The sequence below is a fragment of the Eubacteriales bacterium genome (assembly GCA_041390245.1).
Classification (GTDB): domain Bacteria; phylum Bacillota; class Clostridia; order Christensenellales; family JAWKQI01; genus JAWKQI01.
This window is the reverse complement of sequence record JAWKQI010000005.1, coordinates 1-16,532: the sequence shown is the minus strand read 5'-3', so window position 1 is coordinate 16,532 and position 16,532 is coordinate 1. Positions and strand designations below refer to the sequence as shown.

14 protein-coding genes and 1 rRNA gene are annotated in these 16,532 nt (G+C 37.1%); 14 read left to right on the top strand and 1 reads right to left on the bottom strand.

Annotation, left to right across the window (positions count from 1 at the left end; genetic code table 11):
- The first annotated feature begins 34 nt into the window (after positions 1 to 34).
- Both R2876_06765 and R2876_06760 read left to right on the top strand, forming a co-directional pair.
- On the top strand, positions 35 to 550 hold the full coding sequence (locus R2876_06765; GenBank protein ID MEZ4358304.1) for a nitroreductase family protein: 516 nt from the start codon (positions 35 to 37) through the stop codon (positions 548 to 550).
- Positions 551 to 695: 145 nt separating this feature from the next.
- Positions 696 to 992 (top strand): hypothetical protein, encoded by a 297-nt coding sequence (locus R2876_06760; protein MEZ4358303.1) that lies wholly within the window; start codon positions 696 to 698, stop codon positions 990 to 992.
- Here R2876_06760 and R2876_06755 read toward each other — a convergent pair.
- Positions 981 to 1,688, bottom strand: a complete 708-nt coding sequence (locus R2876_06755; protein MEZ4358302.1) for an SGNH/GDSL hydrolase family protein — start codon at positions 1,686 to 1,688, stop codon at positions 981 to 983. The genes R2876_06760 and R2876_06755 overlap by 12 nt on opposite strands.
- Positions 1,689 to 1,810: 122 nt before the next feature.
- On the opposite strand from R2876_06755, the gene R2876_06750 reads away from it, so the two are divergent.
- The 12 genes from R2876_06750 to R2876_06695 all read left to right on the top strand — a co-directional run.
- Positions 1,811 to 2,713: a transporter substrate-binding domain-containing protein gene (locus R2876_06750; protein ID MEZ4358301.1), complete on the top strand. Its 903-nt coding sequence runs from the start codon at positions 1,811 to 1,813 to the stop codon at positions 2,711 to 2,713.
- Positions 2,714 to 2,793: 80 nt separating this feature from the next.
- On the top strand, positions 2,794 to 3,033 hold the full coding sequence (locus R2876_06745; GenBank protein ID MEZ4358300.1) for a polya polymerase: 240 nt from the start codon (positions 2,794 to 2,796) through the stop codon (positions 3,031 to 3,033).
- A gap of 84 nt (positions 3,034 to 3,117) precedes the next feature.
- The gene (locus tag R2876_06740; protein ID MEZ4358299.1) at positions 3,118 to 6,384 is read left to right on the top strand and encodes a PD-(D/E)XK nuclease family protein; all 3,267 of its coding nucleotides are present in this window, start codon (positions 3,118 to 3,120) and stop codon (positions 6,382 to 6,384) included.
- The gene (locus R2876_06735; GenBank protein MEZ4358298.1) at positions 6,269 to 9,802 is read left to right on the top strand and encodes a UvrD-helicase domain-containing protein; all 3,534 of its coding nucleotides are present in this window, start codon (positions 6,269 to 6,271) and stop codon (positions 9,800 to 9,802) included. Before R2876_06740 ends, R2876_06735 begins: the two co-directional genes overlap by 116 nt.
- Positions 9,803 to 9,960: 158 nt before the next feature.
- The gene (locus R2876_06730; protein MEZ4358297.1) at positions 9,961 to 11,910 is read left to right on the top strand and encodes a lamin tail domain-containing protein; all 1,950 of its coding nucleotides are present in this window, start codon (positions 9,961 to 9,963) and stop codon (positions 11,908 to 11,910) included.
- 102 nt (positions 11,911 to 12,012) lie between these two features.
- A complete protein-coding gene (locus R2876_06725; GenBank protein MEZ4358296.1) occupies positions 12,013 to 12,945 on the top strand; it encodes a CotH kinase family protein in 933 nt (310 codons plus the stop codon).
- A 27-nt stretch (positions 12,946 to 12,972) separates the two neighbouring features.
- Entirely contained in the window at positions 12,973 to 14,070 is a 1,098-nt protein-coding gene (locus tag R2876_06720) for a polyphosphate polymerase domain-containing protein (GenBank protein ID MEZ4358295.1), read from the top strand.
- 12 nt (positions 14,071 to 14,082) lie between these two features.
- On the top strand, positions 14,083 to 14,778 hold the full coding sequence (locus tag R2876_06715; protein MEZ4358294.1) for a DUF4956 domain-containing protein: 696 nt from the start codon (positions 14,083 to 14,085) through the stop codon (positions 14,776 to 14,778).
- Positions 14,779 to 14,781: 3 nt separating this feature from the next.
- Positions 14,782 to 15,513 carry an MBL fold metallo-hydrolase gene (locus R2876_06710; GenBank protein ID MEZ4358293.1) on the top strand — a complete coding sequence of 244 codons (732 nt, stop codon included), beginning with the start codon at positions 14,782 to 14,784 and terminating at the stop codon, positions 15,511 to 15,513.
- 23 nt (positions 15,514 to 15,536) lie between these two features.
- On the top strand, positions 15,537 to 15,923 hold the full coding sequence (locus R2876_06705; GenBank protein MEZ4358292.1) for a hypothetical protein: 387 nt from the start codon (positions 15,537 to 15,539) through the stop codon (positions 15,921 to 15,923).
- A 29-nt stretch (positions 15,924 to 15,952) separates the two neighbouring features.
- Positions 15,953 to 16,153, top strand: coding sequence for a DUF1858 domain-containing protein (locus R2876_06700; protein MEZ4358291.1), 201 nt, complete (start codon positions 15,953 to 15,955; stop codon positions 16,151 to 16,153).
- 271 nt (positions 16,154 to 16,424) lie between these two features.
- Positions 16,425 to 16,532 (top strand): 16S ribosomal RNA (locus tag R2876_06695); the annotation flags it as partial.

The window sequence follows — 16,532 nt, the reverse complement described above, 5'->3', positions numbered from 1 at the left end:
TAAATGATATAATAAAAAAAGGAGGTTGATAAAAATGGAGTTAGTTGATAGTATTTTGACACGCAGAAGCATAAGGAAATTCAAGGAAGAGCATATACCAGATGAGCAGCTTAAAAAGATATTACATGCAGGTATGTCCAGCCCGTCTGCTAAAGGGGGAAGGCCGGTTGAGTTCATTGTAGTTAAAGACAAGGAAATGCTTAAAAGTCTATGCGAAGGCATACCTTTTTGGCAAACTCTTAAAGACGCAGATGTATGTATATCAGTCGTAGCTAATTTAAAAGATGCATCAGAAGCATCTCAGACCTTATATATGCTCGATTGTGCTGCCGCTACGGAAAACATATTACTTGCAGCACATGCGCAAGGTATAGGCGCTTGCTGGCTCGGTACTTACCGTAGAAGCGTTCAGGAAGAGCGGGTAAAGACTTTATTAAAACTTCCAGAAGACGTATTACCGGTAACCACCGTTGCGTTAGGTTTACCCGCAGAGGACAAAAATAGTATTTTAGAATACAAGGATGATAAGGTTCATTTAGAAGTATATTAAAAATGGCATTTTTAAAAATGCCATTTTTAATTGAAATTATTTAACATCTTTTGTTATGCGTATTTAATTAACAGTTAATTAAATATTTTTAATTATTTAATTTAAGGGCAGTATAATCTAATATAATAAAGCAATAGAGGTATTTATGTTTTTTAAAAGAAGAAAGGACGAAGAGGAAGATAAAATCAAGCTTTTAGTTATAACACGGACAGAAAGCGAGACTGTTATAATAGAAAGCTTATTGAATGCAGAGGAAATCCCCTTTATGATAAAACATGGGAATTTATATGAGTATTTTGCAAACATACCTAATTTTGAAAAAGTCCACGCAAGGATGTACGTGCCGGAATGTATGTTTGACCGGGCACGGGAAATCATAATGCCACCGGATGAAGTCGATTATATAAGTGATGAAAATATCAAAGCAGAATCAGACGATTAATTCTTTCCTGTTAGCTGAGACGTATTTTATTATTTCGTCTGCGATCAAGCGGTGCCCTGCTTCATTTGGATGTATCCCGTCTGAACACATTAGTTTCCTAAAATCAGGGTGTTCCAAAAAAGCATGCCTGATATCGATCAAATTTAAATTGTTTTTATCGGCAAAGTGCCTGATAGCAGATGAATAGCGTTCCTGCCAATAGTATATGACCCAAGTGCCTTTAAGCCATTCCTGTACGTTATCTCCCATTTGTTTATCGCCGTTTGTAAACCAATTGAAATAAGAATCTGCCACAAGCGGGGGTAGCGTCATTAGAATTGGTATAGCACCATAGTCTTTGACTTTTGAAATGATTTTTGTTAAATGGTCTTCAAAGTCTTTTAACGTTACGTGGGGAAGGTGCTCTTCAAGCGGTGTTTTGGCGATTTCGCTCCAATCAAAGTCGCAGTCGTTGCCGCCGTATTCTATTAAGACAAGATCTGGTTTATATTCTTCCAAGTTTTTTTCCAGGTTTTTTTGGCAATGAAGAGTCGTTGCACCGAATTTTGCTAGATTTTTTATTAAAGGAGATATTTTTTCCTTTACGAACGTAAAAAAGCATTTATCTGAAAAGTAATATTTTTTGCGCTTTTCATCTAAAAGAACGCCACGAGAAAGAGAGTCCCCTAACACTAATATTGTATTTATTTCTTTCATGTTGCCTCCATAGATTCTAAAGATATTGAAATAAGATTTGATATAAGAATAGCACCATTAAATTGGTTTGGCAATCAAAAACAAATGATGTATAATTATAAAAAATAAAGAAGGAAAATTTTATGATAAAGTTTTTACTAGACTTATATGATTCAACAAAACGCTTTATTAGAGATATATACAGGCATATTGAAAAACGCATCAATAAAAAGTTTATTTTATATAGTGCTATTGTGCTAGCCGTATTGATAATTTCAATAATTGTTATTAATTCAATTCCAAAAGCTATTGACTATGAAGTGGCCATCAAACCTTTTAAAGATAATGGTATGGTTACGGTAGGGTTAAAAGACGATATGGGAGGTTTTTCAACCTACGATGAGGAAACTGATTCTTATATAGGGCTGGATGCAGATTTATCCAACGAAATAATAAGGAGGTTGTTTGACGGCACAGATATTTTAATAAATCAAATCGGGGTAGATTCTAAATCCGGAAGGGTAAACATAATCCGCGAAGACGCAGATTTAGTTTTCGCCCAGTATATCTATGAAGACGATGACGATATATCCTATACAGATCCATACTTTACAGATTCTGTCGCATTTTTTGCCCCGGAAGACGGCATTGACAGTATAGCAGAAGTTTCAGGAAAGAAAATAGGAGTTGTAAGCGGCAGTTATGCCGGAAACAACTTGTCTAAGTTTTTTGAGGGGAAAAATATAGACTGTGAGATTTTAACCTATGCATCTTATCCGGATGTATTCAATGCCATGACGAGAGGGAAAATAGATGCGGTCGCAGCCGGAAGCGTTATGATCAACAAGTATGTAACAGAAGGTAACATAAGTGGCAGGATGCTTGAAGGGACGATTCTCCCGCACGGTTATACAATAGCTTATTCCTCCTCTAATCCCGAATTAGGCCGTGCATTAAACGAGATAATTTCTAAGCTTAAAGAAGACGGAACGCTAAAAGAACTTATCGCAAAATGGGGCCTTAACGAGTTTCAATACGGAAGTTAAAATACCAAAAGTTACTCTAATTGACATATACATTATCGCTATGATATCATGAGCTTAGGGTGTAATTGGAGGAGAAAAAGTTGATTATAAAAAGTATAAAAGAACCTCAAAAATTTTTTGAAACCATACAAAAATGCAAGGGCAACGTAGAGCTTGCTACATCTGAAGGAGACCTGTTAAATTTAAAATCGACGCTTTGCCAGTACATTGCCTTAACCCAGATGTTTGAAGAACTGAAAAACGACGAAGTTGAGTTTGAACTTATTTTATCTAACGAAGATGATATTAAATTACTGTCGGAATTCATAATGGAAACTTAATCATTGGTTTTGAGTTAAACCGCAACCTTTATTTGGGGGCGGTATTTTATTTTAGGCAGGTTAATTTATTTTAGGAGAAGAGTCTTGGTAAAAAAGATTGAGCTGATTCGCGGTCGTTCGGGAAGTGGCAAAAGCAGGTATGTTTTAAGGCTCATCCAAAAACTTTCGATCGATCCTTTTAAAAAAATAATAGTTTTAGTGCCCGAACACATGACATATCAAACGGAAAAAGACATAATCGAGCTGACTGCCGGCAAGGGCCTTTTTGGGGTGGAAGTTTTAAGTTTAAACCGTCTTTCAAACCGTATACTTGAATGTGCGGGAGGGCTTAAAGGTGCTGTATCAGACGTTTCTAAGTACGCTATGGTACATTTGGCCGCGCTTAGAAATAAAGATAAATTTAAAGCCTTTTCTTCTATATATAAAAAGGAAGGGTTTGACGAGGCTTTAGTAAGTTTAATAGGAGAATTCAAAAAGCAAGAACTATCATTTGAAGATGTCTTTAATATCAAGGTTTCAAACGAGACTTTAAAAAATAAATTTCATGACCTTGCTATCATATATGAAAGTTATGAGCAGTTTGATAAGCAGGACCGTGAAGATATAATGAGCAGCGCTATTAAAAAAGCGGCTAAAGCCCAGATATTTAATAACGCCACAGTTATAATAGATGGTTTTGATAGTATGACAAAGCAGATGTTCAGCCTCTCATGCGAAGCGGTAAAAGCATCTAGTGAAGCGTACGTATCTTTAAAATCCTGTAAAGATAAAGACAAAGATGCTTACATATTTGAAATACCTAATGCGCTTTCAGACGATTTTGCTTATTTTGGCCAAAGTACTGGCGCTAGTATAAACACTGTATGGCTCCCAAATGGAGAACTAAACATCTTAAAAAGGCAATCCTCAAAAGAGCTTTCCCACCTGGAGCAAAATCTATATGCCGATAGTTTCGACGTATTTAAAGGCGAAGTAAAAGACATTTCGTTTTATCAGGCTGCTTCTAAAAAAGACGAGGCGGAAAAGTGCGCTTCTGAAATCTTTAAATTGGTTTTTGAAAAGGGTTACCGTTTTAATGAAATAGGCATTATGGCAGACGAAGAAAGTTATTCTTCTACATTAAACGATGTTTTTTTAAGCAATGACATACCTGTGTTTATAGATAAAAAGACACCTCTTTCAAACAGCAGTTTAGCAGCGTTTTTACTTTCTGCATTATCTATAATAGAAGACAACATGCGGATGAGTGCAATAATATCGCACATAAAATCCGGACTAAGCAATCTAACGATAAATGAGCAAGGCATTTTTCTGCTCTGCCAGAAAGAATTTGCCCTTCGGGGCAATATGCTTAAAAAGCCGATTATATATATAGAAGAAAAGTACGGCGGATTTGAACGCATACGAAAAAAACTGACAGACCCGATAATAAAACTTGAAACGCAGCTTAAAGGCAAAAACGCAGGGCTAAAGATAGACGCAATTTTAAACTTCATGGAGAATATGGAAGTTTCAAAGAAACTTGAGGCAGAATCTAAAGAACTATCCGACATAAACTTTAATACGCTGTCTGATATTTGCGGGCAGACTTATGACAAGTTTAAGGACATGCTTTCAGAGCTTAGGGCTGTTTTTAACGATGAGGACATAAAGACAGACGAGCTAAGGGAAATAATATCTTTCTCGGCATCAAATGTATTTATCTCAACGATACCTCCGGTTAAAGATGAAATAAAGTTTTGCGACATAAAGAAAAGCAAACCCGGGCATATAAGAGCGCTGTTTATCCTTGGGCTTGATAGCAATTATATTCCTTCTAACAAAAATTTTGGGGCGCTTCTTGATCTAAATGAAGTTACAATGCTAAAAGACGCAGGCATCAAAACGAGCTATAATACGAACGAAGAAATAGAGCGTTTGGATATCTACTCTGCTTTATCTGCGCCAAAAGAAAAGCTATATCTAAGTGTACCGGATAAGAACCATTCTATAATACTTAAAAATATATGTGCCATTTTTCCGGGGATGAAAGTAAAGACATCTTTTGATGAGGAGAATTTAAGGCTAATCGGGAAAAACGGAACGTTTAAAAACATGGTTGTTGATTTAAATGCCTATTTAGACGGGAAAAAGCCAGCAAAAAATTTATCGGCAGTTTGCAACTGGTTTTTGTCTGCTGAAAAATATAAGCCTTTGATAGACAGGATGGAAAGGCAGCTAAAATTTGAAAACGAGGCTCTTAAGATAGACGAAAAAAAGACAGTACCGCTTTATGGTGATTTCAGCGGGAGCGTAAGCAAACTAGAGACGTTTAGCGAATGCCCGTATAAATTCTTTTTAAATAACGGCCTTAAAATTAAAGAAGAGAAAGATTTTAACGACGTAAGGCGTGATTTAGGGAGCATTTGCCACAGCGTACTTAATTTGTTTTTTAAAGGCTTAATAGAAGATAAAAAAGATTTAAATGATCTTAATAAAGCTGAAATAAATTTAAGGCTTGATAAAAGCATTAAAGAAGTGGTAGAAAAAGGATTTTTTGATGATAAGCGGCGGATGCTTTTACTCGCTTTAACAAAGAGGCAGCTTGAAACTTCTATAAATGCGTTAAAGTGGCAGTTTGAGGATACGGCTGCAAAGGTTATTTTAACCGAAGCGGAATTCGGGCTAAACTCTAAATTACCCGGATTTAAAATTAAACTTAATAATGGCAGCACAGCGTATCTTCGCGGATTCATAGACAGGGTAGACATACTTGAAGGCGAACAAAGTTATTTTAGGGTAGTAGATTATAAGAGCAGCCAAAAGAAGTTTAACAAGGATGAGTTTTTGGCAGGTATCAATATCCAGCTCATTATCTATCTGATGGTTTTATCGGAATATTTTAAAGAAAGAAACGCTAAGCCGTCTGGTGCATATTATTTTGATTTAAGCCTTGATTATCTTCAAAAAGAAGATGAAATAGATGCATACCGCGAAAAAAGAATGAACGGCATAAGCGTTGATGATATCGGCACGCTTATTGATTTTTCGGGTAAGACTCAAAAAGGGGAATTAAAAGCCATAAAACTTAAGCTTTCCAAAAATGGCATAGACAGGACGGGCGCACCGGTTATATTAAGTGAAGATCAGTTAAGTAGCTTGTTTGATTATACTAAGGACTTAGTTACTAAAGCATTGAATGAGATATATGAAGGCAACATCAGCATAAATCCGATTAAGATAAAAACAAATGACAGTGGAGTTTGCAGATATTGCCGGTTTAAAAGCATCTGCAGATTTGATGAAACTTATTCAGGCAATGAATTCAGGACAGCATGCCAAGAAAAGCTTTTTGGAGAAACAAATGACTAAGTGGACGCCAAAACAACTAAAAGCAATTGAATTAACGGATAAAAATATACTGATACGTGCGGCGGCAGGGTCCGGTAAGACCAGCGTTTTGACACAGAAGGCAGTTTCTTTATTGTGTGACAAAAAGGCAAGTATAGAGGAGCTTTTGATAGTTACTTTTTCAAATGCAGCAGCAGCAGAGCTAAAAGAGCGAATAGGCATAAAACTGCAAAGTAGTTCTTTAGATGAGATAAAAAGGTTAAAAAACCAGATTTTTAATGCGGATATATGCACTCTTCATAGTTTTTGTTTAAAAATCGTTAAGGAAAATTTTTTAAAACTAGATATTGCACCCTTACCTTATACTCTTTCTTCAGCCGAAATACTGGTGATGAAACGGCGCGCCATTGAAGAAGTCTTTGCCGATATGTATGAAAGGGAAGACGATGACTTTTTATGCTTAGTAGCAAGGTACGGCAAGTACAGGGAAGAGATGTTTGCAGAAAGGCTTCTTGATATCAGCGAATTTTTATCCAGTGTAGTAGACGATGAGAAATGGTTTGATGAAACGGCCAAGAGGATGCAAGATGAAGATATAGCAAAAGCCCTGTATAAAGAAAAGCAAGCTGCCGAGGCTATTAAGATAGAATATGCGGCAAAGCTGTTTTCTTATTCAAGCGAGTTATGTGCAAAAAACGGATACTTAAAAATGGCCGAAACAGAGAGCGAAAACGAGGAATATGCCAAAAAGCTTTATGAAATGTTCTTAGAACAGGGCGCAAGCGGGTTTTTAAACTTAAAAGACGGGATGGTGTTTCCGAAAAAAGCAACCTACAAGGATATGGACTCTAATCTGGCAGATTATATAAAAGGCATAAGAAATACGATAACTAAGCTTTTTAAAGAGGCGGGCGAGATTTTACCCGAAGATGAGTTTGTAAAAGAGTATTTATACGAAGGGGTGCACTTGGCTGAGGACACTTATAGGTTTAAAAAAATCTATTTAGCATTCAAACAAAAATACAGCCAATTAAAGAAAAGACAAAACGCGATAGATTATAGCGACATGGAGCACCTTGCCTATAAGGTGCTTATGGACGAGGATGCTGCTAAGCGTTATTTTAATAAATATAAATATGTATTTGTAGACGAATACCAAGATACAAGCCCAATACAAGAGGCGGTTATAAATGCCGTTTCAGGCAACAGCAAGCTTTTTTGCGTGGGAGATTTAAAACAGTCTATATTCAGTTTCAGGCGTGCTGAGACGGAGATTTTCAAAAGAAAAGAAAAGGCATATAAGTGTGACGAAAGCAGCCTTATCATAAGCATGAACGACAATTTCAGAAGCGCTGACGAGATTTTAAATTTTGTCAATTTACTGTTTGGCGATATAATGAGCGAACGCATTGGCAATATAGTTTATGACGATGATGAAAAGCTAAATAACGGGAGCGGCAAGACGGGTGGAAAAGTAAGCATAACGCTATCTGATCTAGATAAAGATATCAATAATGGTATAGATGCAGAAGAAGCGGAGTTTGAAGCGATAGCACAAAAAGTAGCCAGCCTTTTAAAAGGAGAAATATATGATCAGGACCTAATGCAGCAAAGGCCTGTAAAGCCTGGAGACATAGCAATTCTTCTTAGGGAACAGAGTAGTTCCGGGCCTAAGATAAAAAAAGCGATTTCAAAGAGGAATATACCGGTATCGACAGAGGCAGATTCTAATTTTGATGATATGCCGGAAGCAGAAGCTTTTATAAACATTTTAAGAATCGTAGATAATTTTAATTCAGACATACCTCTTTTAAGCGCCATGACGTGCGATGCCTTTTCATTTACTGCCGATGAGCTTGCCGGTATACGTATAAACACAAAGCAAAGCATACCTTTTTACCGTGCGGTAATTAATTATGCGGCTGACAATTCAAACGAACTGTCTAAAAAGATAAAAAATTTTATGGCAGTTATAAAAGATTTAAATTTAATTTCACGGCATATGCCATTAAAAGAGTTTTTACACGAGGTAAACCGCAGGACTAACTTTTTAACTCTTCTTTGCGGTTTAAAGGATGGAGCAGATAAAAGTGCGTTTTTATCCAATTTAATAGAAAACGCTTCTTTAACCGGAAAATATTCAGCAAATAACTTAAACGAGTTTTTAGAGCATTTAGACGAGATGCGAAACAGAAACAAGATATTTGAATTAACTGCTAAAACCATGCAGAGCGATTGTGTAAATATAATGACCATACACAAAAGCAAGGGCCTTGAGTTCCCGATAGTTATACTGCCGAGATTACAAAAACAGTTAAACGATCAGGACAGGAGGAAAGACCCTCTTGTATCGAGGAAATTCGGCCTGGCCCCTGCATTTGTAGATGAGAGGATGCTTGTTAAGAAAAACAGCATCTATAAAGATTTTGCAGTTAAAGACATACTTTCAAGAATGCTGTCTGAAGAGGTAAGGGTGCTTTATGTTGCTTTGACAAGAGCCAAACAGCAGCTTCATATAATGGCTGCGGTGCATAATCTGGATAAATCTATATTAAAATGGGCTTATCCGATAAACGACGAATCTAAAAGCCGGGTAAGAAACTATCTGGATTTTATTATGCCGCGTCTTTTAAAAGCCACAAAAAACTCTGAACTAGATAAGGAAGTAAAAAACAACCTGCCGTTTTTAAAGATAGAAAAAGACGAATATGCAGATGAAAATATTGAAATCAAAATATTAAACACGGCAGAATCAATTAAAAGCAGCGACAGGGCAGCCCGCTTAAATGAATTCAAAGCCGCCTTAGGAGAGGATAAGCAAGCAGAGCTTGATTTTTCCTATAAATATAGTTTAAGCACAAAGATACCAACTAAGTGTGCAGTATCCAAGATGAAGGAAGAAGAGGAAAAAGAGCGTATATATATGCGCATATCAGACGAGCAAAGCGAAACTGCGGCAAAAAGGGGTACGGCACTGCATCTGGCAATGAGATACATAGATTTTACAGAGACAGATGTGAACGGGGCTATACTTAATATGGTAAGGGAACAAAAAATAACAGAAGAAGAATCAAAATTGATAGACATAAATCTTATTGAAAATTTTTTGGCAAGCGATATAGCGCTACGGGCCTTAAAAGCAAAAAAGGCATTTCGCGAACAGCCGTTTTGCCTTGAAGTCCCCGCCCGTGAGATTGGGTTTGACAGCGATGAAGGAGTTATAGTACAGGGAATCATTGACTTATGTTTTATAGAAGACGGCGAGTGGGTAGTCGTTGATTATAAATCAAACAGGGTTTCAAAAGGAAGCATAAAAGACGTTTCTGACAATTACAAAACACAGCTTGATCTTTATGCACGTGCGCTTTTAAATATCACTGGATTAAGAGTTAAACAAAAGATACTTTACTTCTTAAGATACGGCGAACATGAATTATAGTGATATAAAATATATACATGTATAAATGATTTATAAATGGACAATAAAATAAATCAGTATAATTATTAACAATAAACATATTCTGTTGCAAAATACACATGTAAATGTTAAAATAATGCGTACGAAAAACAATGTTTTATTGTTGGAGAAGTTATTTAATGAAAGTAGTAGTAAAAATATTCTTGGTAATATTAATAGCAGCCGTGGCAGTGACAGTTACGATATTAGCACTTAATGCCGGCTCTAATGACAATGGCACCTCAACAGTTACCAGGGGTGTTGTTATAAGTGAAGTCATGGCATCAAACAGCGGGGCCTATGTAGACAATAACGGAAATTATTCTGATTGGATAGAAATATATAACGGCACGGGAGAAGACGTAGATCTTTCCCGATTAGCTTTATCAGACGATGAGAACACCCCTATAAAATGGGGGTTTGACGCAGGTACATTAAAGGCCGACGGGTATTTAGTGGTATTCATGTCTGGCAAGAGCAGCTATTCAGATATATCAAATGGAATTTACCACGCCAGCTTTAAATTATCTGCATCAAAAGAAACGCTTTTACTATCAAATATTGACGGTGATGTTTTAGACAAACAAAGCTGGGAAGACATGGACAAAAATGTATCACTGGGCCTAAAAGACGGCACATGGCAGGCGCTTGAAAATGCAACGCCCGGCTTCCCCAATACAGAAGAAGGGCTGACTGCATTTAAAGAATCCAGGGCTGTTGAGGATCCTTCTATATTGATAACCGAAGTAATGGGTTCTAATAAGACGACCATAACAGATAATACGGGAGCATATTCAGATTATATAGAAGTTACTAATGTCAGCGACCAGAATGTAAACCTATATAGTATGGGATTGTCAGACGATGAAACAGACCCGATGCAATGGCAGTTTCCAAATGTGACACTTGCCCCGGGTGAACAATTTATCGTATGGTGTTCCGGGGACCCCGATTTATCAGACTCTGACCCTAAAAAGGGCACTCATGCTAATTTCCGTATATCGACTTATAAAGAGACGATACTCTTATCAACGTCGGATGGGAAACTGCTTGACAAGACGAGCATAACAGAACTTACATCTGATGCGTCGTGGGCACGCGAATACAGCGATGGCTCACCTTCCAGCACTTTTAAAGTAAGTTATAAACCTACTCCCGGATATCCGAATACGGATGCAGGGTATTCGGAGTTTTCATCTAACAATAAAGTTGCTATCTCTGATATTTATATATCGGAAGTATTAACCTCAAACACTCAAAAGGATTTCGAAGGGGATGGCAGCTATTACGATTTTATAGAGATATATAACGGAAGCGGTGAAGCCATAAATTTAAAGGATTATGCTTTAACAAACAATACAGGTAATCCGGCTAAATGGAAGTTTCCAGACATTTCAATAAAAGCAGGGGAATATAAAGTCGTTTTAGCTTCGGGGCTGACCTCTTCTGAAAGTTCTAGTAAAAATTATATGCATGCGACATTTAAACTAAGCAATGAGGGGGACATAGTTGCACTTTACGATCCAGACGGGAATCTGTTAGATAGATACAACATGGGATACAATCCAACGGATGTATCATGCGGGAGAAAAAATGCTGACGATGTTAGCCTTTATTTTTATACAGATATAACTCCCGGAAGTGCTAACGGAGCAGGCGCACAAGGCTTTACAGAAACGCCGACATTTACTGTTGACGGAGGCATATATACCAGCACACAGAAAGTTGAAATCAAGGCGCCCAGCGGAGCTACTATTTACTATACAACTGATAATAGTACCCCTACAAAGAATTCAACGGTCTATACCGCACCAATAACAGTTAGCAAGACTACTATTTTAAGGGCTATGGCAGTACAAGAAGGGTATCTGCCAAGCTATTCGACAACGGCTACTTATTTAATGAATGTGAGCCATGAGCTTTCAATAATATCTATCGTTACAGACGACAATAATCTATGGGGGTCTACCGGTATTTATGATTGGGGAGACCAGGTTACGGAAGAGTATAAGAATAATATCGATAATTTCCCATATAAAAAAGCTAACTTTCAGCAGAAATGGGAGCGCCCGCGTCTATTGAAGTCATAAAGACAGGAGTCTCTTAAAATGTGAAGCTTAGAATAAACGGAGATTTAATAAAGAATAATCAAAGTCTTTGGCTTATTTGCAAGGAGCGAGTATGGTGCTTCTATGCTTGAATATCCGTTTATAGATAGTTTGGACTTTACGGAATATAAATCCATAGTTTTAAGAAACGGCGGAAACGACGGGACTATGGCAAAGATGAGAGATATAATATGCACCAGTTTGGTAAAAGAAACGACTGATTTAGACATTGCCGGATACCAGACTTATGTCGCTTATTTAAACGGTGAATATTGGGGTACTTACCACTTAAGAGAAAAAATAAACAAGTATTTTATAGCACAGAACAACGGGCTTTCAGACCCGGACAACATAGATCTTTTAGTAGGCACAGGCACTGCGCTAGTTGGGGACAACAGTGACTATAAAAAGATGATAGAATTTATGGAAAATAACAGCCTGGCTGACCAGGATAATTTTGACTATATAGCAAGTCTAATGGATGTCGATAATTTTATGGACTATATAATTTGCGAGATATGGTCTTCTAATTCGGATACAGGCAATATAAAATATTGGCGTGATAAATCCGGCACAACAGACGGTAAGTGGCGCTGGATATATTACGATTTAGACTGGGCACTGTGGCCATCTTATGTGGACAGTGACAGGGTAGAAAGGCAGCTGGATCCTGACGGGCACGGCGTTGGTTCAATGTACCCGACGACTATTTTCAGAAGTCTGATCAAAAATGAAGCTTGGAAAGACAAGTTCATAGAGAGGTTTGCATATCATCTTGAAAATACTTTTAATTCAGAAAAAGTAGTTGCAAGGATAGATGAAATTTATAATTCAATGAAAGGCGAAATGGAAGCCGAACGCGAAGAATTCGGAGGCACTGTTGCAAACTGGGAGTCCCATGTAGAAAAACTAAGGGAGTTTGCAAAGAACAGGAACAAATATGTGGTTCAGCATCTGGAAAACAACTTATCACTTACAACGGAACAAAAGCAGATGCTTGAAGATACAATAGACTAAAACTGATTACGGTTAAGGAATATATACATGGCGATAAAAGATAAAGACGGCGTAAAAGGCACGCCCTATGGAAAAACAAAACATGTAATAAAAAGAAAATCCAATAAAGCTAGCGTAACAAGCGATGGCATATCTGTCAGGCGCGTGGTATTGACGCGGGACGATGTAAAAAAGACGCCGGAACTATTTAACTTTGAAAAGCCTAAAAGAGAAGCGGAAAACAAACTCGCTGAAAGCGTCTTTAAAGACAAGCCGGCTGAAGACAGGCAACCCAGGTTAGACAAAGGTACAGTTTCAGTTAAAAAGAACCCGCCTAAGCATAATATGCCGGAAGCACTGAGGCCGCACCCTTCAACAGGGACAAGCAGCGGTAAATCTTCTTTAAGGAGTTCTTATAAGCATTCGGCTGCAAAGCCTTATAATGTAACTGCAAACAATGAAGCAAAAAAACAATACAGGCATGAGCTTAAGTACTATATAAATATGAGAGATTACCGTGTGCTCTTATCTGCGGCTCAGTGTGCGCTTTTTCCGGACGAAAATTCCATAGAAGGCGGATATCATGTAAGAAGCTTATACTTTGACGATCTATACGACAGAGCTTTAAGGGAAAAGATAAGCGGAGTTAATTCTCGGGAAAAGTACCGTATCAGAATATACAATAAAAGTGATTCTATAATACGGCTTGAGAGAAAGGAAAAGATAGGAGAATACATAGCAAAAGAGTCTTTACCCTTAACAAGGGATGAGTTTGAGAGGATACTTTCAAACGACATAGAGTTTTTGCTTGAGAAAAAAAGCATTTTAGCACATGATTTTTTTGCAGAGATAAAGTTTAAGGGCTTATCTCCCAAAGTCGTTGTAGATTATTTCAGAAAGGCATTTGTATATCCGATAGAAGACGTGAGAGTAACATTTGATTTAAACTTGCGCTCTGGAATGTTTAACAAGAATATTTTTGACAAAGAACTTTTAACGATGCCCGTATATGAAAAAGGCATTGCCATATTAGAGATTAAGTATAACAAGTTTTTACCTTTATTTATAAAGGGAATTATAAATACTGCGGAAGGTGCATCGCGTTCCGCTATATCAAAATATTTAATTTGCAGAAAGTACGAATAAGGAGAAAAATTTATGGGATCAGGATTAATATCTAGGGCCACTGATAGTGTAATACCAAGTGGATTAATGCAATATTTTCAAACGTCAAGTGATTTGACCGTGCCTGTTGTATTGCTGACTTTAGTAATAGCATTTTTGATAGGCATATTTATCTATTTCATATACAAGCAAACGTTTTCAGGAGTTATGTTCTCTAAAAACTTTGGCAGCGCTTTAGTAATGCTTTGCTTAGTAACATCTATGATGATACTGCCGATAACGAGCAATATCGTTTTATCTTTAGGCATGGTCGGTGCTTTATCTATCGTACGTTTCAGGACTGCGGTAAAAGACCCTATGGATACTGTATTTATGTTTTGGTCCATAGCGGCCGGCGTTACACTCGGAGCCAAGCAATATACTCCGGCAATAATCGGCTCTCTCGTAATCGGTGGGCTTATGGTCCTTTCCTCTGTATTTAAAAATAAAAGGACAATGCCTTACCTATTAATAGTAAGGTTTGAAGAATCAGCACGTGCTGATGTGCAAAATGCGCTTCGCCGTTTGCCACAGGGGAATATAAAGTCTAAGACTGTAAACCGCGACTATATAGAACTTACAATAGAGATGCGTTTAACAGGATCCGATATGCAAAGCATTGAAAAGTTAGGCACTATGCCCGGCGTCCTAGATGCCTCGGTAATTGCATATAACGGAGAAATAGCTTAAACTATGCAGGTCTATTATCTTTCAAACAGTGGATACGCCGTCTTTTTAAAAGACAAGCTTTTAGTGTTTGATTATTATAAAAACACTACACTAGACGAAGAAAAGAATGTAAACAGCGGAGTTATCCGTAAGGAAGATTTAGAGAAGAAAAAGCATGTATATGTTTTTGTAAGCCACTCTCACCCTGACCATTTCAACCCAGTTATATTTGATTGGCAGGAATATAATAATAACACGTATTATATGCTAGACTCAGACATACAAAACAGTAGAGGGCTTTTAAACGTAAAAAACATAAACTTTTTTAAAAAAGGGACAGAATTTAATAACGGAGATATTTTTGTAAAAGCTTTTGGGTCTACAGATATAGGCATATCGTTTTATGTAGAAACAGGCGGCATAAAAATATTTCATGCAGGAGATCTAAACTGCTGGCATTGGGAAGACGAGGCTTCAAAAGAATATGCGGCGAGAGCCAGGGAAGATTTCTTAGAAGAGATAAAGGATATAAAAAAAGATATAAAAACGATAGATTTGGCATTTTTTCCAGTGGATATACGTCTTGGGCGTAAACATGATGAAGGTGCAAAGTATTTTATTCAGGAATTAAAGCCAAGTATTTTTATACCGATGCACTCAGAGCGGATGGACGTTTTTTCTAGATTTAAAAGGGAAAACAATTTTGAAAACACTAAAGTAATTTGTCCATCTGTTAGGGGAGATAAATTATTGTAAATTAAAGTTTTAAGGATAAAGTAATGTTTCAAAGATTATTTCAAGGCAGGAACGGCCCGGACCACATATCACTTGCCGTACTTATCCTGGCTATGGCCGTAAATATAATATTTTCATTAGTAGGTCAGCCAACAATAGGTACTATATTAGTTGCTGTATCATTTGTATATGTTATCTTTAGGATGTTTTCAAAAAACGTAGTGCGCAGGCGCTCTGAAAACTATAAGTTTTACACGTGGTTCAGTAATTTATTTAAGAGATTAAAAGGGACGGTAAATGAAAAGACAGATAAATACCACAAGGTGTTTAGATGCCCTAACTGCGGACAGAAACTAAGGGTGCCAAGAGGAAAAGGGAAAATTAATATAACTTGCAATAAATGTCAACATAAGTTCACCAAAAAAACTTAAAATAATTAAAAAGGAGAAAGGAAGATAAAATGGCTAAGATTACAAAAGATACCATTATGGGAGATTTATTAAAACGCGATATCAATAGCGCTAAAATATTAATGGATGCAGGAATGCATTGTGTCGGATGTCCAGCAAGTGCAGGGGAAAGTTTGGAAGAGGCATGCCAGGTACATGGGATAGATGTTAATGATCTCGTTGGAAAATTGAACGAATTTTTCGGCGAATAAACCTTATTTTTTTAAGTAATTATTAAGCAGTTAATAAAGTGCCCGATATTTATGTCGAGTGCTTTATTTTTTTCAAAAAAAAGGGTAAAAGATGTTGACAATGGGAGCCAGATTTGATAATATGAATGAGCCGCTTGATAGCGGAGAACCTTGAAAACTTTAAATAAGCGCCTGAAAAAGAGCAAAGTAAGGAAAATAACGGAAAAAAAGCAGCCTGGATCACGAAATAGTAAAAAAGAAAGAAACTGCGATGAGCAGTTTTAATAAATTTTAAACTAAGAGTTTGATCCTGGCTCAGGACGAACGCTGGCGGCGTGCCTAACACATGCAAGTCGAACGGAGAAATATTGAGTACTTGTACAAGATATAACTTAGTGGC